The following is a 25,855-nucleotide window of genomic DNA, read 5'->3' on the forward strand; positions in this document are numbered from 1 at the left end:
AGCAACATCGTCGTCTCCAGGTTGGGTGGTATTGCAACCTCAGTCTGGCCTCAGACTTGGTCGCTATCCACTCCCCATGGAATCTTCGTCGCAAGCGCTCCTCGCAATGACGAGGAGAACGCTGTACGACCGGCGTAGGGCCTATCCCCCGACCGCGCCCTGCGTATTCACATACAGCGCGTAGATCGATTGGCTCGCGGCCATGAACAGGCGGTTGCGCTTGACGCCGCCGAAGCAGAGATTGGCGCAGCGTTCGGGCAGTGCGATGCGGCCGATCATGACGCCGTCGGGCGCGAACACCACGACGCCGTCGAGCTCGGGATCGCCCATGCCCCAGCCGCACCAAAGATTGCCGTCGATGTCACAGCGCATGCCGTCCGGCGTGCCCGGACCCGCATCGATGTGGACGCGCTTGTTGGAGATCGTCGTGCCGTCTGGCGAGACGTCATAGGCGAGAATCTTGCGGTTCGGCACGCCGCGTGATTCCACGACATAAAGAATCTTCTCGTCCGGCGAGAAACACAGGCCATTCGGCCCCAGCACGCCTTCGGCAACGATAGTCGCCTTGCCGGTCGTGGGATCGAACCTGTAGACGTTCGGCTCGATCTCGGGCTCGGCCTTGTAGCCCTCGTAATTGCCGAGCAGGCCGAAAGTGGGATCGGTGAACCAGACCGCGCCGTCGGACTTCACGACGACGTCGTTCGGCGAGTTGAGTTTCTTGCCGCCAAACGAGTCCATCAGCACAGTGATGGTGCCGTCATATTCCGTGCGGGTGACGCGTCGCCCGCCGTGCTCGCAGGTGACGAGCCGGCCCTGGCGGTCCCTGGTGTTGCCATTGGCGAAATTGGAGGGCTTGCGGAACACCGAGACCGCGCCGGTCTCCTCCTCCCATTTGACGATGCGCTGGTTGGGGATGTCGCTGCACAACAGATAGCGTCCATCGCCGACCCAGACCGGTCCCTCGGCCCAGCGCAGGCCGGTGGTCAGCCGTTCCACCGCCGAGAGCTTCAGCCAGTATTTTTCGAAGCGGGGATCGAGTGCGCTGATCGCCGGATCGGGGTAATACGTCGCCGGCCGCCAGCCTTGAGGCCGATCCTGGTTATGGGACGATGCATCGTTCATGTGCAATTCTCGTTGTTGCGTTCCCTCTGTCCAAGTCTGCTAGCATCAGATATCTACGGCCGCAAATCGGTCGCACATACGAGGAAAGACATGCCGCGCATCTTGATGACGGGAGCTTCGGGCGGGATTGGAACGCGCCTGCGAAAATTGTTGCCGCCGATCTATCCGGACCTGCTGCTCAGCGACATCCGCCCGCCCGCCGACCTCGGCCCGAACGAGCAATTCAAGGCGGCGGATCTGTCCGACCTTGCGCAGTGCGAAGCGATCTGCGAGGGCGTCGACGGCATCATCCACTTCGGCGGCTATTCGGTTGAAGGTCCCTGGAATGACATCCTCCAGGCCAACATCATCGGCGGCTACAATCTTTTCGAGGCGGCGTATCGCAAGGGCGTCAAGCGCGTGGTGTTCGCCTCCTCGAACCATGCCGTCGGATTCTATCCGCGCCACCACAAGATCGGCACCGACGTTACCCCGCGCCCCGACGGCCGCTATGGCGTCAGCAAGGTGTTCGGCGAAGCGGTCGGCGCCCTCTACGCCGACAAGCATGGCCTGAAGGTGACCTGCCTTCGCATTGGCAATTTCGGCGACGTGCCGCTGGACCTTCGCCGGATCTCGATCTGGCTTAAGCCGGAAGATCTGGTGCAGCTCTGCCAGATCGGGCTCGAGCATCCCGACATTCATTTCGAGGTTTTCTACGGCGTGTCCCTGAACGAGCGCGCCTGGTGGGACAACCACCGCGCCTACGAGTTCGGCTACCGCCCCACGGGGCGCTCCGAGGACCACGTGGCGCATGCGATGGCCGAGCAGGCCAAGATGAAGCCCGATCCGATCGGCGATCACTATCAGGGCGGCGCGTTCTGCAGCAACGAGTTCGACGGCGACACAAGCCGGATCATCGATTGGAATAAGCGATAGGGGCGGATGATTCGCAAATCTAGGGCCTCGGAATCGACGCCCTAGACCACGCGTTTGCCGGCCTGGGCCGCGATGGGCCTCTGCACAAAATACATCAGGATCAAGGAAATCACCGCCGTCGTCACGACGACGTATCCCAGCCGGTCGAAATGCCGGAGCGTACCGTCGGCATCCTGCGCGATCAGCGCGGCGGCGAGCACTGAGCCGAGCCCGCCGGAGAATTGTTGAAGGGACGCGCCGACCGCGCTGAAAGAGCCGCGTTGCGCCGGCTCGGGGATTGCGGAAATCAGCGCCTGCGACGGAATCATGCGCGAGAAGATGCCGACGAACATCAGGACGTTGACCAGGATCGCGACCGTCAGGCTCACCTCGCCGAGATGCGTGTAGATCAACACCATGACGATCGACATGGCGCTGCCGAAGGCAAAGGTCGGGTATTTTCCGAAAGCATCGCTCGCGCGTCCGACCAATGGGCCGATGACGATGCTGAACAGGCCGGAGACGAGATAGATCGTCGGCAGATGCACAATATCGATGCCAAGATTGTGCACGGTGTAGGCGCTGCCGAACGGCATCAGCATGTAGCCGCCGGTCGCCAGCAGGGTCGTCACTGAAAACGCCATCCAATATCGTGGCTGCGAGACCGTTGCGACCAGATGCCGGAACGGGTTTCTATCCTGCTTCAGCGCGAGATGACCGTTCACCGGCTTCATCAGGAACAGCACGGCGGCCATCCCTATCACCGAAAGGCCGACCAGTGCGCCGAACGCGACGTGCCAGTTCCATTGGTTGGCGAGGAAAAGACCGGCCGGGATGCCCAGCACCTGGCTTGCAGCGAAGGCGGTTTGCACGAAACCCATGACGCGGCCGCGCAATTGCAGCGCAAACAGATCGGTCACGATGGCGAGCACGACCGAGCCGATCACGCCGCCGAACAGGCCGGTCACGATCCGCCCCAGCAGCAACAGATGATAGTTGGGCGCGATCGCGCAAAGCGCCGTGCCAAGGGTAAAGCCGGCATAGAAAAACAGCAGCAGCCGCTTGCGATCGAACCGATCGGCAAAGCCAGCCGCCATGATGCCGGAAATTCCCGCGCTGAATGCATAGGCCGAGACCGCCACCCCGAACTGTGCGGCCGAAATATCGAGCGCCGGCATCATGATGGCGCCGAGCGGTGACATGATCATGAAATCGATGATGATCGTGAACTGCACCAGCGCCAGCAGCGCAACCAGGATTGCCTGGTAGCGCGAAAAGCCGCGGGATGGCGCTTGCCGCTCGGCGATCGGCTCGGTCAGGGTTTGTTCGGTCATGCCATTTCATTCGGGAGGAGACAGGTGAGGAGACGCGATGTGCCGCCGGACGGCGGTTCCTATCTATTCTGGATCTGCGTTATTTCGATGGGTTGACAATAGTTTTAATGGCTGTCTCGGCGCGGTGCGCCGGCTTGTTATGAGGTCGCGTTTCGCGGTGAGCTATCAAACCCTCATGGTGAGGAGCCGCCAAAGCCGCAAGCGGGAAGAAGCGAAGGAATGGCCGCACTAGCTCGCCTCGCCGGCAATCCGCGCCAGATAGTCTTTCTTGCTGAACTGCATGTGGTCGACGCAGAGCTGGGCCAGCGCCCAGCTGTCGCGGCCCTTCAACAGCTCGATCATCATCTCGTGCTGGCGCCGCGACTGCGCCAGCCCGTCGCGGTCGGCGAGATTCTTGGCGCGCATCGGCAGCGTCAGGTTCATGTAATCCTGCAGCGAGCGCACCAGATACGGGTTTCCGCAGGCCGCGAAAAGCGCGACGTGGAAGGCGTCGTTGGCCTCGTGAATGCCGCGCAGATCCCGCACCTCCGCCTTGGCGCAATACTGCCGTTGCAAGGCGGAGAGCTCGTCGATCAGGTCTTGCGGCGTGGGCAGGGGGATCATCAGCGCGGCCTGCCGCGTCAGCATCTCCCGGACCTCGTAGATCTGTCGGATCTCTTCGGCCGAATAGAACCGCACGGTGGCGCCGACATTCTTCTCGCGGCGGACGATGCCGCGGCGCTCCGCGTCCACCAGGGCCTGACGCACAAAGTGGCGCGAGGTGCCGTAAGCCGACATCAGCGCGTCCTCGGTGAGGCGTGCGCCCGGCGCGAGGCGGCCGAAGATGATGTCCTCCTCGAGCCGCGCGACGACATCGTCCGGATCGTCGCGCCGGATCGTGGTGGCGTCTGCGGTGCGGATGTCGGACATGCCCTCGGCCTCCCGGCGCTTGGCCGGTTCTCTCTGTGGAGCAGGGTAGATCAGGATTGTCAATAATCTGACCGTCCACCAGCATGTTGATCCAGAAAATGGCGGGTTTGATCTCTGCCTTATTGACAATCAAGGGGCAGGCTGTACGACAATGACCTGGTGATCGGAGTGGCATGATGACGAGTGGGTTGCGCAAAGGGCTGACGAGCTATGGCGATGCCGGCTTCTCGCTGTTCCTGCGCAAGGCGTTCATCAAGGCCATGGGTTATTCCGACGACGCGCTCGAGCGCCCGATTGTCGGCATCACCAACACCTATAGCGACTACAATCCCTGTCACGGAAACGTCCCCCAGATCATCGAGGCGGCCAAGCGGGGGGTGATGCTGTCGGGCGCGATGCCGTTCGTGTTCCCCACGATCTCGATCGCCGAGAGCTTTGCGCATCCAACCTCGATGTATCTGCGCAACCTGATGGCGATGGATACCGAGGAGATGATCCGGGCCCAGCCGATGGATTCGGTGATCGTGATCGGCGGCTGCGACAAGACCTTGCCTGCGCAGGTGATGGCGGCGATCAGCGCCGACCTGCCGACCGTGGTCATCCCCGTCGGCCCGATGGTGGTGGGCCACCACAAGGGTGAGGTGTTAGGGGCCTGCACCGATTGCCGCCGGCTGTGGGGCAAGTATCGCGCCGGCGAGATCGACGGTGTCGAGATCGAGGCGGTGAATGGCCGTCTCGCGCCGTCGGTCGGCACCTGCATGGTGATGGGCACGGCTTCGACCATGGCCTGCATGATCGAAGCCATGGGCCTGTCGCTGCCGATGAGCGCGACGATCCCGGCGCCGCATGCCGAGCGGTTTCGCCTGGCCGAGGCGAGCGGCAGGGTTGCCGCGGAAATGGCCAAGACCAAGGGGCCGAAGCCGAGCGAGTTTCTGACGCCGGCGTCGTTCAAGAACGCGCAGGTCGTGCTCCAGGCGATCGGCGGCTCGACCAACGGCCTGATCCATCTCACCGCGATGGCGCATCGCTCGCCGCACCGGCTCGATCTCGGGGTATTCGACCAGATCGGCCGCGAGGTGCCGGTGCTGGTCGATCTCAAGCCGTCCGGCGAGCACTATATGGAGCATTTCCATCACGCCGGTGGTGTGCCGAAACTGCTGGCGCAGCTTGGAGATCTCGTCGATCTCGACGCGAAGACGATCACGGGCGAGAGCCTGCGCGATGTCGTCGCGAATGCGGAAGACGTGCCCGGCCAGGACGCGATCCGTCCGCGCGACAATCCGATCAAGAGGGAAGGCGGCCTTGCCGTCCTGCATGGCAATCTCGCGCCGCGCGGTGCGGTCATCAAGCAGTCGGCTGCAAGCCCGAAACTGTTGCAGCACACCGGGCGCGCGGTGGTGTTCGAATCCGTCGAGGACATGACCTTGCGGGTTGACGATCCCGATCTCGACGTGAACTCCGACGACGTGCTGGTGCTGCGCAATGCCGGGCCGAAAGGCGCGCCCGGCATGCCCGAGGCGGGCTATCTGCCGATCCCGAAGAAGCTCGCGCGCGGCGGCACCAAGGACATGGTGCGCATTTCCGACGCGCGCATGAGCGGCACCGCGTTCGGCACCATCGTTCTCCACATCACACCGGAATCCGCCGTCGGCGGACCGCTGGCGCTGGTGAGGAACGGCGACATGATCCAGTTGGACGTTGCCAAGCGCAGCATCGAGCTGCTGGTCGATGCGGCCGAGCTGGAACGGCGCCATGCCGCCTTGAAGCCGGCAGCCGCTCCCGACGAGGCGCGGCGCGGCTACGCCTGGCTGTTCAACGAAACCATCATGCAGGCCGACGAGGGCTGCGACTTCGATTTTATGCAGAGGACTGGGAAGAAGACTGAGCAGAAAGACTAAGAGAGGGTGACCAATCACCCGCACGAACGCTCAGACCGCTAAAGCGGCGGGCGATAAAAACAGGGGGAAACGATGATTGCACGATCCATGCTTGGACTGGTGGCAACGGCCGCTGTTCTCTTCGTCACGAGCGCGTCGGCACAGGAGGTGAAGCATTATCGCTTCGCCTACGACCAGCCGCGCAATACCGGCTATTCGATCGCCGGGGATATCTTTGCCGAGAAGCTCAAGGAATTGAGCAAGGGCACCATGATCATCGATCAATATCCGGGCGCGCAGCTCGGGCAGGAGCCGCAGGTGCTCCAGCTCGTGAAAGCGGGCGACGTCGAATTCTCCATCATTTCATCCGCCAATACGGCGACGATCTCGCCGCAGGCCGGCGTGATGTCGCTGCATTATTTGTTCCGCGACGAAAATCACGTGGTCAAGGGGTTGGCCGATCCAAAAGTGTTCGAAGCCCTCAAGGCCCTGATCGACGAGACCACGCAGGGCCTGCACGTCATCGCGACCGGATCGCAGGGCGTGCGCCACATGTACTCCAAGAAGGAGATTCACAATGTCGGCGACATCAAGGGCCTGAAGATCCGCGTGCAGGCGACTGCGACCGAGGACACCATGTTCCCGGCCTACGGCGCCCAGACCGTGCACATGCCGTTCGGCAGCGTTTACACTTCGCTGCAAACCGGCGTCGTCGACGTCGCCGAGAACAGCATCAATGTCTACCTCGTCAACAAGCACTACGAGGTCGCGCCAGTGCTCAACATCACCGAGCACGAGGCCAACAACGCGCTGGTGTTCATCTCCGACAAGCTTTGGCAGAGCCTCTCGGCCGAGCAGAAGGGCTGGGTACAAGCGGCGGGCAACGAGATCAGCACGAAGGAGCCGGCAAAGGCCTTCGATCTCGAGCGCAGCGCGGCCGAGAAGCTGAAGAAAATGGGCGTGAAGATCGTCGACAACGTCGACAAGAAGAGCTTTGCGGCGATCGCCGACCCCTATCTCGACAAGCTGGCCAAGGAGCTCGGCCCGCATGCCGTGAAGATCAAGGATTTGATCCGGTCGGTCAATTAAGCCGCCCCTGTGGCCATCCTTCGAGACGCTCGCCTACGGCGGGCCCTCAGGATGAGGTCACGTTTCAGGCGAGATTTTAGACCCTCATGGTGAGGAGCCCGCCGCAGCGGGCATCTCGAACCATGCAGGCCGAGCACGTTCGGCAGCTTCCGAGCTGTCGCCTGCGATAGCTCCGGGACGACGGGAAAGTTGAATGGCCATCGCCGACAAACTGCTGGTGCAACGGCAACGTCATCTGAAATGGCGCGGGCTCGACTGGCTCGAGCTTGCGCTGATGATCCTCTGCGGCGTGCTCTGCTTCGGCTTCTCGCTGTCGGTGACCGCCGACATCGTCACCCGCACCATCGGCCATCCCTGGCTGTGGCTCCAGGAAGTCACCTCGACGCTGTTCATCTATGCGATCTTCGTCGGCACCGCGGCTGCGACCCGGCGCAACGACCACCTTTATCTCACCGCCATCTCCGAGGCGATGCACGGCACGTCGCGGCTGATCGTCGAGGTGATCATCCGCCTTGTCGTGCTCGGCGTCGCCTTCGGCCTGATCTGGTACGGCTACCAGAATTATCTCCGCGGCTTCGGCAGTTTCCGCCTGCCGTCCGGGACGCCGATCGCTTCGCTCTACGCGATCATCCCGCTGTCGGGCGTGCTGATCGGCCTGTTTACCATCGAGCAGCTCGTCAACGGTTTGCGCAACGGTTTTGACCACCCCGAGCCGCCCGAGGAGGACGGAGCGCACGTCATCACCGACGCACAGATGAGGGCGCAGCCGTGAGCGCACCCATTGTCCTGGCATTGATGACGATCTGCTTTCTGTCGTTCGGCTATCTCGGCGTGCCCGTGCCCTTCTCGCTGATGGCCGGCGTCTTCATCGGCGCCCTTCTCTCCGACGTGTCGCTCGCCGCCATCATCCAGAAGATCTTCGACGGCGTCGATTCCGAGGCGCTGCTGGCGATCCCGTTCTTCCTGCTGGTCGGCGAGCTCATGAGCTCGGCCAATGTGGTGGTACGAATAGCCAATCTCTCGGTGTCGCTGGTCGGACATATCAGGGGCGGGCTGTCGCAGGTCGTGGTCGTCTTCAGCATGTTCTTCTCGGAGATGTCAGGCTCGACCACGGCCGACGTCGCGGTGATGAGCCGCGCGCTGGGCGGCCCGATGAAGCGCGAGGGCTACGAGCCCGCCTTCATCGCCGCGATCATCGCCTCCGCCTCGACCATCGCAGCGCTGGTGCCGCCGAGCATCACCGCTGTGGTCTATGGTGCCGTCGGCAACGTCTCGATCGCCGGTCTGTTCATGGCGGGCGTCGTGCCGGGGCTGATGATCGGCTTCGGGCTGATGATCTACTGCTATTTCTTCGGGCCCTCCGGCCTGCGCAAGCCGCGCGCGCCGCTGCGGCAGGTGGTGTTCGCGGCGGGCGATGCGGCGCTGCCGTTGATGATCCCTGTCATCCTGCTCGGTGGCATTCTCACCGGCTGGTTCACGCCGACGGAAGCGGGCGTCGTGGCCGTCGTCTGGATTGTCGTCGTCGTGATCCCCGCGCTCAACCGCGGGCACATCAGGAAGATCCCGTACGATTTCTGTCTTGCGGGCCTGATCTTCTCGCTGCCGCTGATCACCATCGGCGCCGCCAATGCGTTCGGCTGGATGCTCGCTTATCTGCGCGGCGCAAGCTACATCGCCGATGTCATCACCTCGATGGCCGGCAACGACCCGCACCTGATCATGCTGTTGATGGTGCTGCTCTTCACCGTGGTCGGCGACTTCATCGAGCCTGTGCCGACCATCATCATCTTCATGCCACTGGTCAACACACTGACGGAAGCCGGCGACATCAACGCCGTGCATATGGGCGTGGTGCTGATCGCAACGCTGGCCTTCGGTCTGATCACACCGCCCTACGGCCTGGTGCTGCTGATGGCGTCGAAATTCGTGGGCGTCAGTTTTGCAAAAGCGCTACGCGCCGCGTTGCCGATCTACCTCGTGTTCCTTGGGACGATTGCGTTCGCGATCTACTTCCCGAGCGTGGTGCTGTGGCTGCCGCAGAAAGTGCTGCCGGAATCGGTCGGATGCTTCAAGTCGCCGGCGGGCACGGGCTATATCTGTCCCAAGTAAGCCTGCTTGAGTGAACGCTACTTGCTCTTGCTGGTGAACTTCTTGACCGCGGCGCGGAACTCCTCCGTGTTCATCGCCATGATGATCTTGTGCTCCTCGGCGTCGAGCTGCTGCTTCACCGGCGTTGTGGCGGCCTGGTAGACCAGCGATTTGGTGCCGGCAATTGCCGCCGCCGGGTTCTGCGCCAAACGCTCGGCGAGTTGTCGCGTCGCCGCCTTCAACTCCGTCGCGGGAACGACCTTCGCGACCAGGCCCCATTCATGGGCCTGCTGCGCGGTAAAACTGTCCTCGGACAGGAAAATCTGGAGCGCGCGACGCGGGCCGACCGTGTTCACGATCCCGACCGTAGATCCGCCATCCGGTGAGACCCCGATCTTGGCGTAGGCCGGCGTGAATTTGGCGTCGTCTGCGGCGATGCAGAGATCGGTGACAAAGGCGAGGCCCATGCCGGCGCCGGCGGCTGAGCCGTGCACGCTGGAGAGCGAGATCTTCGGCATGCGCCGGATGATCTCGATGAAGGCATGATAGTGCTTCAATAGCTCGCCGAGGACAGGCGTCACCGTGTTGGTCTCGGCCGCCGCACCAATCGTCTGCAGATCGCCGCCTGCTGAAAAGGCGCGGCCCTCGCCTTCGATCACCACAATTTTGATGTCGTCAGCGCTCTCGATATAGGCCGCGAGCTGCTCGAGCTTTTGCGCACTCGCCAGATTGATCGAGTTGAACGCGGCGGGGCGGTTGAGCGTGATGGTCGCAATCGGGCCGTCGATCCGCAGCAAAGCGGGGTCGTCGGGTTGGGAGATTGGAGCTGGCATCGGAAAATTCCAGGCATGAGGTCGCTGCTGCAACTAGATCGCAGAAGGCGAGGGGTGACAATCCCCGGCCGCCAGTGCCCCGCCCGGTGCTCTTGCGCAAGCCGGAACGATAGGCTCAAATGTACCTGCCTTTGCCGAGGGACGGACACGAGCGCCGGCTCCTCCTGGGCCAGAAAATCAAAACCAGCGAGAGAGGAGACGACATGGGTTACGCTCGTGTCTCCGGAAATGGGCTGTTCCGATGACGGATGGTCCAGTGATCATTGTCGGTGCCGGTCATGGCGGCTACCAGGTCGCGGCATCCCTGCGCCAGGTAGGTTTTTCCGCTACCGTCTGCCTGGTCAATGACGAGGCGCATCTGCCCTATCAACGGCCGCCACTGTCCAAGGCCTATATCAAGGGCGCGGCCGGGCCGGAGAGCCTGATGTTCCGGCCGGAGAGGTTCTACCAGGACCAGACCATCGAGCTGATCGCGGGCCGCGTGGTGTCGATCGACCGCGCGGGGCGCAAGGTACTGCTCGCGTCGGGAAAGACGCTGCCTTACGGCCATCTCGTGCTGGCGACCGGCGCGCGCAACCGTTTGCTCGATCTGCCCAACGCCAATCTCCCTGACGTAAAGTATCTGCGCATCCTCGATGAGAGCGAGGCGCTGCGAAAGATCATCCCGTCGAAGACGCGCGTCGTGGTCATCGGTGCCGGCTTCATCGGACTGGAATTCGCGGCCACTGCGCGCATCAAGGGGCTAGAGGTCGACGTGCTTGAACTCGCCCCGCGTGTAATGGCGCGCGCGGTGACGGCGGAGGTCTCGGAGTATTTTCAGGCGCGGCATCGCGAGGCCGGCATCCGCATTCACCTCGGCGTACAGGCAACCGCGATCGAGGCTGAGGGCGGCAAGGTCACCGGCGTCTCCTTGAGCGACGGAAGGCATCTGCCCGCCGATCTCGTCGTGGTCGGCGTCGGCGTGCTGCCGAACATCGAGCTTGCGGCGGAGGCGGGGCTGCCGGTTGCTGCCGGCATCATCGTCGACGAATATCTCTCGACCGCTGATCCCGATATCTCGGCAATCGGCGATTGCGCGCTGTTCGCGAGCCCGCGCTTCGGCGGATCGCTGCGAGTGGAATCGGTGCAGAACGCCACCGATCACGCCCGCTGCCTCGCGGCGCGGCTGACCGGCGACCGGAAGGCCTATGACAGCCATCCCTGGTTCTGGAGCGACCAGGGGGACGACAAGCTGCAGATCGCGGGCCTCACCACCGGCTACGACCGTGTCGTGCTCCGCGGCGATCCCGCCCGGAAGGCGTTCTCGGCGTTCTGCTACAAGGGCGAGAAGCTGCTCGGCATCGAATCGATCAACCGCGCCGGCGATCACATGTTCGGCCGCCGCCTGTTCGGCCTGGATCGCTCGATCACGCCGGAGCAGGCCGCTGATGAAAGTTTTGACCTGAAAGGCGCGCTGGCGTGATCAGCTCGCATTGAGGACGGCGGCGACTACCGCCGCCGTAGGCATCGACGGCCCCGCGCCCATGCGCTGCACGGAGATCGAGGCGGCGGCATTGGCGAACGCGAGTGCCGCGCGCAGTGCTGCGCCGTCGGCGAGTTGTGCCGCGAGCGCTCCCACAAAACAATCGCCCGCGCCTGTGGTGTCGATCGCCTTCACCGCGCGACCGGCCACCGACAACTCCTCGCGTCCGGCGAGCGCGAGCACGCCGCGCTTGCCGAGCGTCACGCAGATGGTCTGGTCCTCGCGTGCCTGAAGTCTTCGCGCGACGTCGATGATCCGCGCAGCCTCGTCTCTGTCAGACAACTCCACGCCGGCGAGGAAGCCGAGTTCGGTCTCGTTCAGCACGAGGATGTCGACGAGCGCGAGCAATTCGCCGGACATGTTTTGCGCCGGGGCCGGATTGAGCAGCGTCGTGGCCCCGGCCGCACGGGCGCGCCGGAAGAACGCGGCAATCGTCGGCAGCGGGATTTCGAATTGGCTGACGGCAACGTCGCCTTTCAACATCGGTACAACGCTGACATCATCAGCGCCGACCAGCGCATTGGCGCCGGGAATGACGATGATGGTGTTGTCGGCGTCCGCCACGGTGATAATCGCGGTGCCGGTGTGGGCCTCAGTCGTCTCCTGGAGGTAGCCGAGATCGATGCCCTGATCGCCAAGGAAAGCATTCAGCTCACCTCCAAACGAATCCTTGCCGAGCCGTCCGATCAGCGTGGTCCTGGCGCCAAGCCGCGATGCCGCGACCGCCTGGTTCGCGCCCTTGCCGCCCGGGAAATACAGTACCTGCTTGCCGGCGACGGTCTCGCCGACCCGGGGATGGCGATCGGCTGTCGCCACTACATCCATGTTGATGCTGCCGGCGACGAAGACGCGTCCCATCATGACTCCTGCGAACGCTAGACCCTGGCCTCGAACTCGTGCCTGACCTTGGCGATGTCGACAAGCGTCGGCAGGCCGGCTTCGTTGCCTAGACGCTGGATCTTGAAGGTCGAGGCGGCGCGGGCAAAATCAAAGTGCTCGCGCCAGCTTTTGCCGGGATGGGCGAGATAGGAATAGACATAGGCGCCGTGGAAGACATCGCCGGCGCCGTTGGTATCGATCACGCGCTCGCGCGGGATCGGCATCGCCGGCATGATCTCGACCGCGCCTGTTTCGTTGTACCAGAGCAGGCCCTTCTCGCCCATGGTGATGCCGCCGATCTTGCAGCCGCGGCTCTTGAGGTAGTCCAGCATCTTCTCCGGCGTCAGGTCCATCTGTTCGCACAGGCGCTCGGCAACGATTGCGACGTCGATGAATTCCAATAGCTCGTGCGTATTGGTGCGCAGGCCGCCGCCGTCGAGCGAGGTCAGGATGCCGGCCTCGCGGCAGACTTTCGCGTAGTGGATCGCGGCATCGGGCTGGTGGCCGTCGACATGCAGCGCGCGGCAGCCGCCGAGATTTAGCATCGGGAACGGATGGATGTGGTCGTCGTCGCGGCAGCGGACGATGGCGCGCTTGCCGTCCTTCGGCATGATGAAGGACAGCGAGGACTGGTTGACCTTGCGCCCATGCAGCGAGATTGCGTATTTCGCGCACATGTCCATGAACATGCGGCCGAGCCAGTCATTGGCCGCCGTGGCGATCAGATCGGGCACGATGCCGAGCTTGGCGCAACAGAACGCCGCTGTCACCGCGTTGCCGCCGAAGGAAACCGCGTAGTCGGAGGCCACGTGCTTCTCGTCGCCGGTCGGCATGTGGTCGGTAATGAAGACGACGTCGATATAGGTCTGTCCGATAAAGAGAGCCTGCATTGCTTGTCCGTGATGCGCTTTGTGGTCCCGGCCGGCGCGCTTACTGTAACACCGGTCCCGCTGAGGGACCGCTGAAATTATTCGCAAAACCGCCGCTCGGAGTGCTTGAGGTCGGCATGCGGCCGGAATACGACCATCACCGGGCAATGCCAAGCCCGGACAAACGCCGTCTCTCGGTCCACGGTTCCGGGCCGATCCAACAGGGGGAAAACATGATCACCGGCCTCGATCACGTCGTCGCTCTGGTCAGGGATATCGGTACGGCCAAGGCGGCCTATCAGACGCTGCTCGGGCGCGCGCCGGCCTGGCAGAACTCGGGCGAGGGCGCTGACCGGGTGCTGTTCACCCTCGCGAACATGACGATCGAATTGATGGCGCCGAACGGATTCAGCGTGACCGCCGACCGCATGCGCGCGCTGCTCGGCGATCAAGAGGGTGTGCTCGCCAGCCTGTGCTTTCGTGTCGCAGACATGGGTAAAATGCACCGGCGGCTGGAGCGGGTGGCGCTCAAGCCGGATGGTGTTGCCGAGGTCGAAAGCAGCGACGCGCAGAGCGGTGCGGTCCTCCACTGGAAGCGGACGCGCGCCGCCACGGAGCTCACGCGCGGGGTGCGCATGTTCTTCCTCGAACTGGCTGATGAGCGTCCGCTTTCGCCTGCGACCGATATCGCGCCGATCGACGCGCTCGACCACGTCGTGATCACCACCGAGGACTCCGAGCGCGCCGCCGCGCTCTACGGCGCGCGGCTCCGACTTGATCTGGCGCTCGACCGCTCGCACCAGGATTGGGGCCAGCTGATGTTCTTCCGCTGCGGCGATCTCGTCGTCGAGGTGGTGCGCCGCCCCGTCGCGGGCGGCGACTCCCTGCATGACCGCCTCTGGGGCCTGAGTTGGCGGGTGACCGACATCGACGCCACGCGCGCCCGCCTGATCGCTGGCGGCCTCGACGTCACCGAGGTCCGCAACGGCCGCAAGCCGGGCACGCGGGTGATGACGGTCAGGACCGGCACTTGCAGCATCCAGACGGTGCTGCTGGAGCGCTCGCCGAAGCCGGTGGAGTAGGTTAAGCCTTTCCCCGTCATTGCGAGTGCAGCGAAGCAATCCAGAATCCCTCCACGGAGACAGTCTGGATTGCTTCGTCGCAAGGGCGCCTCGCAATGACGGCGAGCGCGTGTTACATCCATCCTGAGACCACCCAGCGAGCAACCGGTTTGGCGAAGGCAAAGCGAACTCTGAAATGGCAGCGCGATCCCGAGGGGATGCGGCTGCGCATTCTCGAAGCCGCCAAGCAGGAATTCTCGGCCCACGGTCTTGCCGGCGCACGTGTCGATCGCATTGCTGAACAGGCCGGCGCCAACAAGCGGATGCTGTACTATCACGTCGGCAACAAGGACGAGCTCTATCTCGCGGTGCTCGAAGGCGCCTATGACAAGATCCGCAGCGAGGAGCGTGGGCTCGATCTCGAGCACCTCGACCCGCCCGAGGCCATCAGGCGCCTGATCGAGTTCACCTGGAATTACTTTCTGCGCAATCCCGAATTCCTGTCGCTGCTCCAGACCGAGAACCTCGCGCGCGCAAAGCATTTGAAGCGCTCGACCAAGGTCAAATCGATGCACTCGCCCTTCGTCGAGATGATCCGCACCGTAGTGCGGCGCGGCGTCGAGAGCGGCGACTTCCAGGTCGCGGTCGATCCGGTGCAACTCTACATCTCGATCGCGGGGCTTTGCTTCTTCTATCTCTCGAACTCGGCGACGCTCAGCGTGATCTTCGGCCGCGATTTGCTGGCCAAGGATGCCAAGGACGAGCGGCTGGCCCACATGGTCGGCCTCGTGCTGGCAGCGCTGACGGGGCGCTCGGCGGAGTTGCTGAAGATCGTCAAGGCGCCGAAGTCGCGCGCCGCGGTGGCGCAGACGGTTTAATCTCAAGCTCTCGCCGGATCCGTCATGGCCGGGTTTGTCCTGGCTTGTCCCGGCCATCCAAGCGCGTCTCCGCGTGAGGAGAGACGTGGATGGCCGGGACAAGCCCGGGCACGACCAGCGGGGGAACAGGCGCAAAACGTCACAGGGAAACCTCTGGACAGTATTTACCCAATCGGTTAATTTCTCCCTCAACGAACAAGACGACCGGGAGTGAGAACGTGGCTGAGCTGAAGCCGCAGAGTGCGGTGTCCAAGATGCTGAATGCGGCCTGGATTCGGCCGTTCCTGTTCCTTGTCTTCATCGTCGTCGCTTGGGATCTCGCGATCCGGCTGTTCAAAATCCCCGCCTACCAGATCCCGGCGCCGGGCGATGTCCTGGCGGTGCTGCGCACCGAATGGCCGGAACTGCTGCGCCAGTCATGGCCGACCACCTATGCCACCGTCTGCGGCTTCCTGCTGTCGGCGCTGTTCGGCATTCCTGTCGCCATGCTGATTGCGGGCTCCAAGACGGTGGAGAGCTATGTCTATCCGCTGCTGGTGTTCTCGCAATCCGTGCCGAAGATCGCGATCGCGCCGCTGTTCGTGGTGTGGTTCGGTTTCGGCATCATTCCGAAAGTGATTTCGGCCTTCCTGCTCGGCTTCTTCCCGGTGGTGGTCTCCGCCGTGCAGGGCTTTAAATCGGTCGATCCCGACATGGTGGATCTCGCCCGCGCCATGCAGGGCAGCCGCTTCCAGGTGTTTTGTGCCGTGAACCTGCCGCATGCGCTGCCCGCGATCTTCTCCGGCCTCAAAGTGTCGGTGACGCTGGCGGTGGTCGGCGCCGTCGTCGGCGAGTTCGTGGGTTCCAATTCCGGCATCGGCTACGTGATGCAGCGCTCGATCGGCACGTTCGACCTGCCGACGATGTTCGCAGCGCTCGTGATCCTCGCGCTGCTCGGCGTGATCCTGTTCTGGGTCGTGGACCGCATCGAGAAGCTGGTCATTCCCTGGCATGTCAGCCAGCGTGAGGACGTGATTTTCGCATCTTAACTTAAGCAACGGCCATCAACGGTCGAAACATAACGACAAGGGAGAGTGACGATGAAGCGGTGGATAGGGGCTATCTCGGCAGCGTTGATGATGTTTGCGGCGATGCCGGCACAGGCGGCCGACAAGGTCGTGCTGATGCTAAATTGGTACGTCTATGGCGAGCACGCGCCGTTCTATTACGGTAAGGCCAAGGGCATTTACGCAGCCGAGGGCATCGACCTCGAAATCCAGGAAGGCCGCGGCTCGGCGGCGACCACCCAGGCCGTCGCCGCCAAGACTGCCGACTTCGGCTATGTCGACGTACCCACCATGATGCGCGCCGCGATCAAGGGCGCGCCGGTGGTTGCGACCGGCGTGCTGCTCCAGACCAGCCCGATGTCCGCCATGGGTTTCGTCGACAAGAACATCAGGAAGCCCGAGGACATCAAGGGCAAGACGGTCGCGATCACGCCTGCCGATTCCATGACGCAGATCTGGCCGTTGTTCCTGAAGAAGACCGGCCTGAAGGAGAGCGACTTCCAGACCGTCGCGGGCGACGGCCAGACCAAGCTCAATGCGGTCATCAACGGCCAGGCTGACCTCCTGCTCGGTTACGTCATGGACCAGTCGATGAAGATCAAGGACGCCACCGGCAAGGACGTCTATCCGATCAAGTTCGCGGACTACGGCATCAACATGGTCTCCTCGGGCATCATCGCCAACACCGATTATGTGAAGGCCAATGCCGACCTCGTGCGCCGCTTCATGTCGGCGACGACAAAGGCGGTCGAGGCCGCCGAGAAGGAGCCGAAGGCGGCGGCGCAGTCGATCCTCGACGCCAACCCGAAGGGCGGCAAGATCGATACGCTGACGCAGGGTTTTGAGTTGACCATTCCGCTCTACCGGACTGCGGAGACCAAGAGCAAGCGGCCGTTTCAGGTCACCGACCAGAACATGACCGACTCCGTCAATCTGATGGTCGAATATGGCGGGCTCGATGCCAAGGCTAAGGATAACCCGAAGGCGTTCTACACCAACGACTATCTGCCGAAGAGCGGCTCGTGAAACCTGCGACAGTATCGAGCGAAGCCGTGCTGCCCGCCGCGCATCTGAGACTGGTGAGCGACCGGGCCGCCGGCGGTGCGTCGGGCATCAACCTGTCCGGCGTGTCCAAAACCTATCGGACGCGCGACGGTGACGTGCCGTCGCTGCGGCCGCTCGACTTTCACATCAATGATGGGGAGTTCTTCGTCGTGGTCGGCCCGTCCGGCTGCGGCAAGTCCACGCTGCTCAAGCTGATCTCGGGACTGTTGCCGCCGACGACGGGTGAGATCCTGGTCGAGGGCGAGAAGGTGACGGCGCCGCACGGCAATGTCGGCATCGTGTTCCAGAACGCGCTGCTACTGCCATGGCGCAACATCCTGGCCAACGTGATGCTTCCGATCGACATGAAGCGGCTGCCGCGCCAGACATATCTCGACCGCGCCAAGGCGCTGTTGAAGATGGTCGGGCTCGAAGGTTTCGAGAGGAAGCTGCCATGGCAACTCTCCGGCGGCATGCAGCAGCGCGCCTCGATCTGTCGCGCGCTGGTGCACGATCCCAAGATCATGCTGATGGACGAGCCGTTCGGCGCGCTCGATGCGTTGACGCGCGAGCGCATGAATGTCGAGTTGATGCGGATCCAGCGCGAAACGAAAAAAACGGTGCTGCTGATCACGCATTCGATCCCCGAGGCGGTGTTCCTCGCCGATCGCGTGCTGGTCATGACCGAGCGGCCCGGCGCGATCGCCGCGATCTACGACGTGCCACTGCCGCGTCCACGTTCGCTCGACGTGATGGCTGATCCTGTCTTCACCGAACTCGTGCAACGCATCCGCAAGCATTTCTTCTCGCAAGGGGCGTTGGATTAGTTAGCGATGGTGTTCTCCAGCCCGACCACATGCACGGTGCGCTCCCTCCCCCGCGTGCGGGGGAGGGCTGGGGAGAGGGTATCTCCGCATCGGGATTGTCCCGTCGCGGAAAGAACCCTCACCCGGCGCTGCGCGCCGACCTCTCCCGCAAGCGGGCGAGGTGGACCGTCCGAGCGGCCAGACCGGTTTCCAACAAGCTCACATGCGGAAGCACCATGTCACCGCGCCTGAAGCTGCGAGATATCGCGTTCTTCGAACGTCCCGTGCAGTTTGCGCGGCCGTTCCGCTTTGGCGCGATCACGATCAACGCGACGCCGCAGCTGTTCGTGCGGGTCGAGATCGAGGTCGAAGGCAAGGGGACCGCGGTCGGCGCCAGCGCCGAGCTGCTGGTACCAAAATGGTTCGACAAGCGGCCGGAGCTGTCGCCGGCACAGACCGTCGATGATCTGCGCCGCTCGCTGGAGATCGCGCGGCGGCTTTATCTTGCGCGAACTGGATTTCTGACGGCATTCGATCTGCATGCCTCGTGCATAGGTGCCCAGGTCGCGACCTGTGCGAAAAAGAATATTCCGGCGCTTGCGGCGGCTTACGGCCCCGCGGAAATCGACAAGGCGGTCCTCGATGCGCTGCTCCGTGCCGCCGAGACCAGTTTTTTCGACGGCATGGGCGGCAACATCGCCGGCATCGATGCGCGGCTGTCGCCTGACCTGAAGGAAACGGACCTCACGACGTTCCTGTCCGACCGGAAGCCGCTGTCGCGTGTTGCCATCAGGCATACCGTCGGCCTCGATGATACCGTTGAAGGTGAGGGCGGGATTGCCGATGCCCGCGAGAACTCCGGTGCAAGATACTTCAAGCTGAAGCTGTCGGGCGATCCCGTGGCCGACGCAGTGCGGCTGGCGCGCATTGGCAAGGAGCTCGATACGCTTGGACGTGACTACAAGGCGACGCTCGATGCCAACGAGCAATATGCCGATCTCGCGGCGTTGCAGGCGCTGATGGACCGGCTTGATCGTGATCCCACATTGCGGCCGATCGCGTCGCGCTTGCTCTACGTCGAGCAGCCGATGCCGCGCGATATCACCCGGCAATCACCGCTGGGTTCGCTGGCCGCGCGTGGCTTTATCATCGACGAGGCCGATGATTCCTACGACGCGTTTCCTGCGGCCCGGGCGCTCGGCTATTGCGGCATCTCCTCGAAGTCCTGCAAGGGGCTCTACAAGTCCATCGTCAACGCGACGCGTGCGGCGAAATGGAGCGCGGGCGGCGAAAGATTCTTCGTGACCGGTGAGGACCTCACCTGCCAGGCGGGCCTCGCCGTACAGCAGGATCTCGCGCTCGGCGCGTTCATCGGCATCGCCCACGCCGAGCGCAACGGTCATCACTATGTCGACGGTTTTGGCGAGACGCCTGCCGCCGAAGCCCAGGCCTTCGCGGCAGCGCATCACGATCTCTACGCCGATGCGGGGCAGGGCATCAGGCTTTCGATTCACAACGGCGATCTCCTGACGGGATCGCTCAACCGAGCGGGTTTTGCGACGTCGGTCCATCCGGACTGGTCGGCACTGCGTCTGCTCGAACAGCCAAAATCACCTAGGGAGCAATCGGTATGACCACCCAACGCCTCGGCCTTATCATGAACGGCGTCACCGGCCGCATGGGCCTGAACCAGCATCTGATTCGCTCGATCGTCGCGATCCGCGAGCAAGGCGGCGTCCGTTTGAAGAACGGCGATCGCGTGATGCCTGATCCGATCCTGGTCGGCCGCAGCGCCGAGAAGGTCGAGGGGCTGGCCAAGCGCTACAACATCACGCGCTGGACCACCGACCTCGACGCGGCGCTCGCCGACAAGAACGACACCATGTTTTTCGACGCCGCGACCACGCAGGCGCGCCCCGGTCTGCTCACCCAAGCCATCAATGCCGGCAAGCACGTTTATTGCGAGAAGCCGATCGCGACGAATTTCGAGGCGGCGCTCGAGGTCGTCAAGCTCGCCAATTCCAAGGGCGTCAAGCACGGCACGGTGCAGGACAAGCTGTTCCTGCCGGGCCTGAAGAAGATCGCCTTCCTGCGTGACTCCGGGTTCTTCGGCCGCATCCTCTCGGTACGCGGCGAGTTCGGCTATTGGGTGTTCGAAGGTGGTTGGCAGGAGGCGCAGCGGCCGTCATGGAATTACCGCGACGAGGACGGCGGCGGCATCATCCTCGATATGGTCTGCCATTGGCGCTACGTGCTCGACAATCTCTTCGGCGAGGTCGAGAGCGTGAGCTGCATCGGCAACACCGACATTCCCGAGCGTTTCGACGAGCAGGGCAAGAAGTACAAAGCGACCGCCGACGACTCCGCGTATGCGACGTTCCAGCTCAAGGGCGGCGCCATCGCCCACATCAACATGTCCTGGGTGACGCGCGTCTATCGCGACGATCTCGTCACCTTCCAGGTCGACGGCACGCTCGGCTCGGCAGTCGCCGGCCTTTCGGACTGCATGATCCAGGCGCGGCAGGCAACACCCCGGCCGGTGTGGAATCCCGACGAGAAGCGGCTGCATGACTTTTACGGCGATTGGCAGAAACTGCCGGATAATGTCACCTACGACAACGGCTTCAAGGAGCAGTGGGAGATGTTCATCCGCCACGTCTACGAGGATGCGCCCTACAAGTTCACGCTGCTCGAAGGCGTCAAGGGTGTGCAGCTCGCCGAATGCGCGTTGAAGAGCTGGAAGGAGCGGCGCTGGATCGACGTCGCCCCGATCAAGGTCTGAGGAGGGAACAATGAATAAGCCCGTCCTGCCCAAGCCTGTCCCTTCAACGTCGTCCCTGTCGCTCAAGCTGCCGAAGGCCGATCGTTCGATCGAAACCTATCGGCTCGCGGCGTCGCGAACGTTTCCCGCAAAGCTCGAGGGACCGCTGAATCGCGTCGCATTTTCGGCGGTGCATACGGTGGTCGATCCCTTCGCCGACAACGATCCCTGGCTTTCGGTTGCGATCGACTGGGACAAGACCATCGCCTTCCGTGAACATGTCTGGGACCTAGGACTCGGCGTCGCCGAAGCCATGGACACCGCGCAGCGCGGCATGGGGCTGGACTGGCCGACTTCGCTGGAGCTCATCACGCGTTCGGTGTCTGCCGCCAAGCATCGCAACGCGCTGGTGTTCTCGGGAGCCGGCACCGACCATCTCGCGGTCGAGGACGCCAAGAATCTCGACGACGTGATCCGCGCCTATGAGGAGCAGATATCGGCGGTCGAAAAGGTCGGTGGTCGCATCATTTTAATGGCGTCGCGCTCGCTGGCCAAGCTGGGTCGCAATGCTGACGACTATGCGAAGGTTTACGACCGTGTGCTGTCGCAGGTTCGCGAGCCCGTGATCATCCACTGGCTCGGCGACATGTTTGATCCGGCGCTGACGGGATATTGGGGCACCAACGATCTCGACAAGGCGATGGACACGGCGGTCGCCATCATCAACGGCAACGCGGCCAAGATCGACGGCGTCAAGGTTTCGCTGCTCGACAAGCAGCGCGAGATCGACATGCGCAGGCGTCTCGACAAGCGCATCAAGATGTACACCGGCGACGACTTCAACTATGCGGAGCTGATCGCCGGCGACGGCGAAGGCTTTTCACACGCGCTGCTCGGCATCTTCGATGCGATCGCACCGGCGGCGTCCTACGCGCTGTCGCGGTTGGCAGCCGGCGACGAGGCCGGCTTCCACGATGTGCTGGGACCGACGGTGCCGCTGTCGCGCCACATCTTCAAGGCGCCGACGCGCTTCTACAAGACCGGCGTTGTCTTCATGGCTTATCTCAACGGCCACCAGGACCATTTCACCATGGTCGGCGGGCAGGAGAGCACGCGCTCGATGCTGCATCTGGCCGAGCTGTTCCGCCTTGCCGATCAGGCCGGTCTGCTTGCCAATCCTGAACTTGCGACGCGACGGATGAAGACCGTGCTGGCCTCGCACGGAATCGAATCCTGATGCGCGATTTCTCGTCCGACCATCGCTGGCTGTCGCTCAACACGGCGACGGTCCGCAAGCAGGGTGACCTCGTCGAGATCATCGACGCCTGTGCAAGGCACGGCATCCGCGCCATCGATCCCTGGCGCGACCAGGTCGCGGCCGTCGGCCTCGATCGTGCCGCGCGTGCGGTGCGTGATGCCGGTCTCGACCTATCAGGCTATTGCCGGGGCGGCATGTTCACATCCGACGCTGCGCGCCGAGACGAGGTGCGCGACGACAACCGGCGCTGCGTCGACGAAGCCAAGGCGCTGGGAGCACCCTGCATCGTTCTCGTCGTCGGTGGCCTGCCGCAATATTCGCGGCCAGGCAGCAAGGCGTCGAAGGACATCGCCGGCGCGCGGACGCAGGTCGAGGAAGCGCTCGCTGATATGTTCGACTACGCCAAACAGGCAAAGCTGCCGCTGGCGATCGAGCCGCTGCATCCGGCCTATGCGGCGGACCGCGCCTGCGTCAACACGACGAAGCAGGCGCTCGACATCTGCGACCGGCTCGATCCTGATCGCAGCGGCATGCTGGGTGTCGCGCTCGACGTCTATCACATCTGGTGGGACCCGGAGCTGATGAACCAGATCGCGCGCGCCGGCAAGAATCGCCTGCTGGCCTTTCATGTCTGCGACTGGCTGGTGCCGACGAAAGACATCCTCAACGATCGCGGCATGATGGGCGACGGCGTCATCGACATCAAATCGGTGCGCGAAGCGGTCGAAGCGCAGGGCTTTGCCGGCTATTCGGAGATCGAAATCTTCTCCAACGGCTGGTGGGACAAACCGATCGACGAGGTGCTGCAAACCTGCATCGCGCGGCACAAGACGGTGGTTTAGGCCTTCTCGGAATCCGTTGCGCGCGGCAGCGCTGATGGTCTGCGATGTCAAAGGGTTGCGCGGAATCACCGGGGCATCCCGCGCCGGTAACCTTCTACTATGCATGGGGTTGTTTTCGAGTTTTTTTGTTTTGAGGCCTCAACCGATCGCGCAGGGCACGCTCAAAAAGCCGCGAAACCGCACTCGCCCACCCCGCACCGGCAGTCCGCTCACAGCGTAGTTCGGGAAGCGCGCCAAAAAGCGCGAGACCGCGATGGCGCCTTCCAGCCGCGCCAGTGCCATGCCGGCGCATTGATGCGCGCCGGTGGCGAAGGCGAGATGCCGGTTCGGCGTGCGCGCGACGTCGAATCTCTCGGGGTCCGGAAACTGTGCCGGATCGCGGTTGGCAGCGCCGATGCAAAGCGTAATCGACGTGCCGGCGTCGAGCATGACGCCGCCGAGTTCGACCCGCTCCGTGGTCATGCGGTTGCCGAGTTGGTTAGAGCTTTCGTAGCGCAGCATCTCTTCGACCGCAGGTTTGATCAAATCCGGATGGCCGATCAAGCGCTGTTTCTGATCCGGATTCCGGTCGAGCGTCACGAGGCCGTTGCCGATCAGGTTGGTGGTGGTCTCGTGGCCGGCATTGAGCAGGAAGATGCAATTGTGCAGCAACTCCTTCTCGGTCAGCCGCTCGCCGTTCTCCTCGCCATTACCTTCTCCCTGGATCAGTCGCGTCAGCACGTCGCGTTCGGGATTGCCGGGCCTTTCGCGACGGCGCACGACCAGCGTCGAGAGATAAGCGAGAAAGTCCGTCACGGCTTTATTGCCGCGGGCAGCCACTTCAGGCGACACCACCGGTTCGAGCGCACCGAGGATCGCCAACGACCAGTCGCGCAGCGGCTCGCGCTCGTCATGGGGAACGTCGAGCAGATTGCCGATCACCTCGATGGGGATCGATGCGGCGAAGTCCTCGATCAGTTCGCAATCACCTTTGGCGGCGACGGCGTCGAGCAGGCCGTCAACCAGCTTGATGATATCAGGCTCCATCCCCGCGATCGCACGCGGTGACAGCGCGCCCATGATCAGGCGCCGTACGCGCGTATGCGCCGGCGGATCGTTGAAGACGAGGCTGGTGGTGTGATGCTCGTAGAGCGGGGTGTCGCCGTATTTCGGCGCGAACTCGCGCTTCTTGTCCGAGCTGAACGATTTTGTGTTCTTGTAGGTCGTGACCAGATCGTCATAGCGGGTCAGGAACACGGTGCCATTGGGCAGGCGCTTGACCGGTGCGTTCTCCCGCAGTGCACGATAAGTCGGGTAGGGATCGGCGTAGAAGTCGGACGTCAGCTTCTCCAGATCGAACTTGGCTGCCAGTTCATTCGCACTTGCGTTCATGCCGCCATACTCGCCGGTTGAGTCCGATATGCTGTTTTCGCCCTTTCGAGCGACGCGGGTCACCGTCTACAGTCGTGCCATGATTTGCAAGCCGACCGGACAGGAAAATGCACGCGCGCGCTGACGCTGCCGACACGGCCGCCGAGTCTAGCACTCATTGGCCCGACGATATTTTCGCGACCTTGCAACGCTTCGGCGTCCGGCAGGTGCCCTACGTGCCCGACGCCGGCCATTCGAGGCTGATCGAGCGCGTGCTGGCCTCGTCCACGATGCGCGGCATTCCGCTGACGACGGAGGAGGAGGGCGTGGCGCTGCTGGCCGGCGCCTGGACCGGCGGACAGCGCGGTGTGTTGCTGATGCAGTCGAGCGGCGTCGGCAATTGCATCAACATGCTGTCGCTGATCCCGATCCTGCGCTTTCCCTTCCTCACGCTGGTGACCATGCGCGGCGAGTGGGGCGAGTTCAATCCGTGGCAGGTGCCGATGGGATCGACCACGCAGGGCGTATTCGAACTATCAGGCATCCAGGTGCTGCGTGCCTCGAACGCGGCCGAGGTGCCGGCCGTATTGGAGGCGGCGGCTGGACAGGCCTATAACGCCCTTACGCCCACCGCTGTCCTGCTGTCGCAGCGCCTGATCGGCGCCAAGGTCTTCACCAAATGAGCAAGGCCAATCTCCTCGACCGCCGTCAGGTGGTGTCCGCGCTGCTTGCGAACCGCAAGGACGTGGTTGCGATCGGCGGCCTCGGAGCTTCCACCAACGACATGTGCGCGGCTGGCGACCACGCGCGCAACTTCTATCTCTGGGGCGGCATGGGTGGCGCGGCGATGATCGGCCTCGGGCTCGCGCTGGCGCAGCCAAAACTGCCGGTGCTCGTCATCACCGGTGACGGCGAGATGCTGATGGGGCTGGGCAGCCTCGCCACCATCGGCCTGCAGAAGCCGTCCAACCTCTCGATCGCGGTGCTCGACAACGAGGCCTATGGCGAGACCGGCGGCCAGACCAGCCACACCTCGGCCGCCGCCGACCTCGTCGGCGTCGCCAGGGCCTGCGGCATCGGGGATAGCCGGTCTGTGACAACCATGGCCGAGGTCGAGGCCTTCGCCAAAGCCGTCCACGACGTCTCGGCCGGACCACGATTCGCCAACGTGAAAATCGACAGCGCCAATCTGGAGCGAATCTTGCCAAGTCGGGATGGGACTTACATTCTCAACCGGATCCGGGGCGACCTCGGCTTTCAGCCGATCTAGGCTGGCTTCCCCAGCGGCCCCGGCCTTCGCCCTAGGGCATGCACATATCTGGTGCGACGGATTGACTCGGGTCGAGGGTGAGGGGTTCCAGAATCGGGAATCCGTGTGATCTCTATGACGGCA

At 63.4% G+C, this 25,855-nt stretch carries 24 protein-coding genes; 17 read left to right on the plus strand and 7 right to left on the minus strand.

Features of this window, described 5'->3' with window-relative positions:
* Positions 1 to 141: 141 nt before the first annotated feature.
* The gene (locus tag ABIB00_RS36890) at positions 142 to 1,122 is read right to left on the minus strand and encodes an SMP-30/gluconolactonase/LRE family protein (RefSeq protein WP_354107751.1); all 981 of its coding nucleotides are present in this window, start codon (positions 1,120 to 1,122) and stop codon (positions 142 to 144) included.
* A gap of 90 nt (positions 1,123 to 1,212) precedes the next feature.
* On the opposite strand from ABIB00_RS36890, the gene ABIB00_RS36895 reads away from it, so the two are divergent.
* A complete protein-coding gene (locus ABIB00_RS36895; RefSeq protein WP_247342729.1) occupies positions 1,213 to 2,037 on the plus strand; it encodes an NAD-dependent epimerase/dehydratase family protein in 825 nt (274 codons plus the stop codon).
* A 41-nt stretch (positions 2,038 to 2,078) separates the two neighbouring features.
* Here ABIB00_RS36895 and ABIB00_RS36900 read toward each other — a convergent pair whose 3' ends face one another.
* A complete protein-coding gene (locus ABIB00_RS36900) occupies positions 2,079 to 3,350 on the minus strand; it encodes an MFS transporter (RefSeq protein WP_354107752.1) in 1,272 nt (423 codons plus the stop codon).
* A 228-nt stretch (positions 3,351 to 3,578) separates the two neighbouring features.
* Positions 3,579 to 4,259 carry a GntR family transcriptional regulator gene (locus tag ABIB00_RS36905; protein WP_354107753.1) on the minus strand — a complete coding sequence of 227 codons (681 nt, stop codon included), beginning with the start codon at positions 4,257 to 4,259 and terminating at the stop codon, positions 3,579 to 3,581.
* A 173-nt stretch (positions 4,260 to 4,432) separates the two neighbouring features.
* Between ABIB00_RS36905 and ABIB00_RS36910 the strand changes: the two genes are divergently transcribed.
* The 4 genes from ABIB00_RS36910 (at position 4,433) to ABIB00_RS36925 (ending at position 9,334) form a co-directional block, all read left to right on the plus strand.
* The gene (locus tag ABIB00_RS36910; protein WP_502917946.1) at positions 4,433 to 6,157 is read left to right on the plus strand and encodes an IlvD/Edd family dehydratase; all 1,725 of its coding nucleotides are present in this window, start codon (positions 4,433 to 4,435) and stop codon (positions 6,155 to 6,157) included.
* 72 nt (positions 6,158 to 6,229) lie between these two features.
* Positions 6,230 to 7,225 carry a TRAP transporter substrate-binding protein gene (locus tag ABIB00_RS36915; protein ID WP_247441341.1) on the plus strand — a complete coding sequence of 332 codons (996 nt, stop codon included), beginning with the start codon at positions 6,230 to 6,232 and terminating at the stop codon, positions 7,223 to 7,225.
* A 193-nt stretch (positions 7,226 to 7,418) separates the two neighbouring features.
* The gene (locus ABIB00_RS36920) at positions 7,419 to 7,997 is read left to right on the plus strand and encodes a TRAP transporter small permease (protein WP_354107754.1); all 579 of its coding nucleotides are present in this window, start codon (positions 7,419 to 7,421) and stop codon (positions 7,995 to 7,997) included.
* A complete protein-coding gene (locus tag ABIB00_RS36925) occupies positions 7,994 to 9,334 on the plus strand; it encodes a TRAP transporter large permease (RefSeq protein ID WP_354051885.1) in 1,341 nt (446 codons plus the stop codon). Before ABIB00_RS36920 ends, ABIB00_RS36925 begins: the two co-directional genes overlap by 4 nt.
* Before the next feature lie 17 nt (positions 9,335 to 9,351).
* Here the strand turns inward: ABIB00_RS36925 and ABIB00_RS36930 are convergent, their stop codons facing one another.
* Positions 9,352 to 10,146 (minus strand): enoyl-CoA hydratase/isomerase family protein, encoded by a 795-nt coding sequence (locus ABIB00_RS36930; protein WP_354107755.1) that lies wholly within the window; start codon positions 10,144 to 10,146, stop codon positions 9,352 to 9,354.
* Between the two features lie 241 nt (positions 10,147 to 10,387).
* Here ABIB00_RS36930 and ABIB00_RS36935 point away from each other — a divergent pair, with 241 nt between their 5' ends.
* Positions 10,388 to 11,608, plus strand: a complete 1,221-nt coding sequence (locus tag ABIB00_RS36935) for an NAD(P)/FAD-dependent oxidoreductase (RefSeq protein ID WP_354107756.1) — start codon at positions 10,388 to 10,390, stop codon at positions 11,606 to 11,608.
* On the opposite strand, the gene ABIB00_RS36940 is transcribed toward ABIB00_RS36935, so the two are convergent.
* Positions 11,609 to 12,526 (minus strand): ribokinase, encoded by a 918-nt coding sequence (locus ABIB00_RS36940; protein ID WP_354107767.1) that lies wholly within the window; start codon positions 12,524 to 12,526, stop codon positions 11,609 to 11,611.
* A gap of 17 nt (positions 12,527 to 12,543) precedes the next feature.
* The gene (locus ABIB00_RS36945; protein ID WP_247342754.1) at positions 12,544 to 13,437 is read right to left on the minus strand and encodes a sugar kinase; all 894 of its coding nucleotides are present in this window, start codon (positions 13,435 to 13,437) and stop codon (positions 12,544 to 12,546) included.
* Positions 13,438 to 13,649: 212 nt separating this feature from the next.
* Here ABIB00_RS36945 and ABIB00_RS36950 point away from each other — a divergent pair, with 212 nt between their 5' ends.
* From ABIB00_RS36950 to ABIB00_RS36990, 9 genes are all read left to right on the plus strand, one after another.
* Positions 13,650 to 14,498 (plus strand): VOC family protein, encoded by an 849-nt coding sequence (locus ABIB00_RS36950; RefSeq protein ID WP_354107757.1) that lies wholly within the window; start codon positions 13,650 to 13,652, stop codon positions 14,496 to 14,498.
* 149 nt (positions 14,499 to 14,647) lie between these two features.
* Positions 14,648 to 15,355 (plus strand): TetR/AcrR family transcriptional regulator, encoded by a 708-nt coding sequence (locus tag ABIB00_RS36955; protein WP_247349673.1) that lies wholly within the window; start codon positions 14,648 to 14,650, stop codon positions 15,353 to 15,355.
* A 218-nt stretch (positions 15,356 to 15,573) separates the two neighbouring features.
* Positions 15,574 to 16,383 (plus strand): ABC transporter permease, encoded by an 810-nt coding sequence (locus tag ABIB00_RS36960; RefSeq protein ID WP_354051877.1) that lies wholly within the window; start codon positions 15,574 to 15,576, stop codon positions 16,381 to 16,383.
* Between the two features lie 51 nt (positions 16,384 to 16,434).
* Positions 16,435 to 17,427, plus strand: coding sequence for an ABC transporter substrate-binding protein (locus tag ABIB00_RS36965; RefSeq protein WP_354107758.1), 993 nt, complete (start codon positions 16,435 to 16,437; stop codon positions 17,425 to 17,427).
* The gene (locus ABIB00_RS36970; protein ID WP_354107759.1) at positions 17,424 to 18,272 is read left to right on the plus strand and encodes an ABC transporter ATP-binding protein; all 849 of its coding nucleotides are present in this window, start codon (positions 17,424 to 17,426) and stop codon (positions 18,270 to 18,272) included. Before ABIB00_RS36965 ends, ABIB00_RS36970 begins: the two co-directional genes overlap by 4 nt.
* 215 nt (positions 18,273 to 18,487) lie before the next feature.
* A complete protein-coding gene (locus tag ABIB00_RS36975; RefSeq protein ID WP_354107760.1) occupies positions 18,488 to 19,885 on the plus strand; it encodes a hypothetical protein in 1,398 nt (465 codons plus the stop codon).
* On the plus strand, positions 19,882 to 21,033 hold the full coding sequence (locus ABIB00_RS36980; protein WP_247288534.1) for a Gfo/Idh/MocA family protein: 1,152 nt from the start codon (positions 19,882 to 19,884) through the stop codon (positions 21,031 to 21,033). Before ABIB00_RS36975 ends, ABIB00_RS36980 begins: the two co-directional genes overlap by 4 nt.
* Positions 21,034 to 21,043: 10 nt before the next feature.
* Positions 21,044 to 22,249 carry a dihydrodipicolinate synthase family protein gene (locus ABIB00_RS36985; RefSeq protein WP_354107761.1) on the plus strand — a complete coding sequence of 402 codons (1,206 nt, stop codon included), beginning with the start codon at positions 21,044 to 21,046 and terminating at the stop codon, positions 22,247 to 22,249.
* On the plus strand, positions 22,249 to 23,112 hold the full coding sequence (locus tag ABIB00_RS36990; protein WP_354107762.1) for a sugar phosphate isomerase/epimerase family protein: 864 nt from the start codon (positions 22,249 to 22,251) through the stop codon (positions 23,110 to 23,112). Before ABIB00_RS36985 ends, ABIB00_RS36990 begins: the two co-directional genes overlap by 1 nt.
* 138 nt (positions 23,113 to 23,250) lie before the next feature.
* On the opposite strand, the gene ABIB00_RS36995 is transcribed toward ABIB00_RS36990, so the two are convergent.
* Entirely contained in the window at positions 23,251 to 24,483 is a 1,233-nt protein-coding gene (locus tag ABIB00_RS36995) for a cytochrome P450 (protein ID WP_354107763.1), read from the minus strand.
* Positions 24,484 to 24,590: 107 nt separating this feature from the next.
* On the opposite strand from ABIB00_RS36995, the gene ABIB00_RS37000 reads away from it, so the two are divergent.
* Both ABIB00_RS37000 and ABIB00_RS37005 read left to right on the plus strand, forming a co-directional pair.
* Positions 24,591 to 25,145 carry a phosphonopyruvate decarboxylase gene (locus ABIB00_RS37000; protein WP_354107764.1) on the plus strand — a complete coding sequence of 185 codons (555 nt, stop codon included), beginning with the start codon at positions 24,591 to 24,593 and terminating at the stop codon, positions 25,143 to 25,145.
* The gene (locus ABIB00_RS37005) at positions 25,142 to 25,732 is read left to right on the plus strand and encodes a thiamine pyrophosphate-dependent enzyme (RefSeq protein WP_354107765.1); all 591 of its coding nucleotides are present in this window, start codon (positions 25,142 to 25,144) and stop codon (positions 25,730 to 25,732) included. Before ABIB00_RS37000 ends, ABIB00_RS37005 begins: the two co-directional genes overlap by 4 nt.
* The last annotated feature ends 123 nt before the right edge of the window (positions 25,733 to 25,855 follow it).

Source organism: Bradyrhizobium sp. LB14.3 (assembly GCF_040547985.1).
GTDB lineage: Bacteria > Pseudomonadota > Alphaproteobacteria > Rhizobiales > Xanthobacteraceae > Bradyrhizobium.

What these genes read in the sequence shown, in the direction of transcription:
- ABIB00_RS36980 (WP_247288534.1), top strand. Translation starts at nt 19,882, where the DNA reads ATGACCACCCAACGCCTCGGCCTTATCATGAACGGCGTCACCGGCCGC.
- ABIB00_RS36995 (WP_354107763.1), bottom strand. Translation starts at nt 24,483, where the DNA reads ATGAACGCAAGTGCGAATGAACTGGCAGCCAAGTTCGATCTGGAGAAG.
- ABIB00_RS36920 (WP_354107754.1), top strand. Translation starts at nt 7,419, where the DNA reads ATGGCCATCGCCGACAAACTGCTGGTGCAACGGCAACGTCATCTGAAA.
- ABIB00_RS36990 (WP_354107762.1), top strand. Translation starts at nt 22,249, where the DNA reads ATGCGCGATTTCTCGTCCGACCATCGCTGGCTGTCGCTCAACACGGCG.
- ABIB00_RS36975 (WP_354107760.1), top strand. Translation starts at nt 18,488, where the DNA reads ATGTCACCGCGCCTGAAGCTGCGAGATATCGCGTTCTTCGAACGTCCC.
- ABIB00_RS36895 (WP_247342729.1), top strand. Translation starts at nt 1,213, where the DNA reads ATGCCGCGCATCTTGATGACGGGAGCTTCGGGCGGGATTGGAACGCGC.
- ABIB00_RS36905 (WP_354107753.1), bottom strand. Translation starts at nt 4,259, where the DNA reads ATGTCCGACATCCGCACCGCAGACGCCACCACGATCCGGCGCGACGAT.
- ABIB00_RS36985 (WP_354107761.1), top strand. Translation starts at nt 21,044, where the DNA reads ATGAATAAGCCCGTCCTGCCCAAGCCTGTCCCTTCAACGTCGTCCCTG.
- ABIB00_RS36915 (WP_247441341.1), top strand. Translation starts at nt 6,230, where the DNA reads ATGATTGCACGATCCATGCTTGGACTGGTGGCAACGGCCGCTGTTCTC.
- ABIB00_RS36950 (WP_354107757.1), top strand. Translation starts at nt 13,650, where the DNA reads ATGATCACCGGCCTCGATCACGTCGTCGCTCTGGTCAGGGATATCGGT.
- ABIB00_RS36965 (WP_354107758.1), top strand. Translation starts at nt 16,435, where the DNA reads ATGAAGCGGTGGATAGGGGCTATCTCGGCAGCGTTGATGATGTTTGCG.
- ABIB00_RS36910 (WP_502917946.1), top strand. Translation starts at nt 4,433, where the DNA reads ATGATGACGAGTGGGTTGCGCAAAGGGCTGACGAGCTATGGCGATGCC.
- ABIB00_RS37005 (WP_354107765.1), top strand. Translation starts at nt 25,142, where the DNA reads ATGAGCAAGGCCAATCTCCTCGACCGCCGTCAGGTGGTGTCCGCGCTG.
- ABIB00_RS36945 (WP_247342754.1), bottom strand. Translation starts at nt 13,437, where the DNA reads ATGCAGGCTCTCTTTATCGGACAGACCTATATCGACGTCGTCTTCATT.
- ABIB00_RS36935 (WP_354107756.1), top strand. Translation starts at nt 10,388, where the DNA reads ATGACGGATGGTCCAGTGATCATTGTCGGTGCCGGTCATGGCGGCTAC.
- ABIB00_RS36900 (WP_354107752.1), bottom strand. Translation starts at nt 3,350, where the DNA reads ATGACCGAACAAACCCTGACCGAGCCGATCGCCGAGCGGCAAGCGCCA.
- ABIB00_RS36890 (WP_354107751.1), bottom strand. Translation starts at nt 1,122, where the DNA reads ATGAACGATGCATCGTCCCATAACCAGGATCGGCCTCAAGGCTGGCGG.
- ABIB00_RS37000 (WP_354107764.1), top strand. Translation starts at nt 24,591, where the DNA reads ATGCACGCGCGCGCTGACGCTGCCGACACGGCCGCCGAGTCTAGCACT.
- ABIB00_RS36930 (WP_354107755.1), bottom strand. Translation starts at nt 10,146, where the DNA reads ATGCCAGCTCCAATCTCCCAACCCGACGACCCCGCTTTGCTGCGGATC.
- ABIB00_RS36940 (WP_354107767.1), bottom strand. Translation starts at nt 12,526, where the DNA reads ATGGGACGCGTCTTCGTCGCCGGCAGCATCAACATGGATGTAGTGGCG.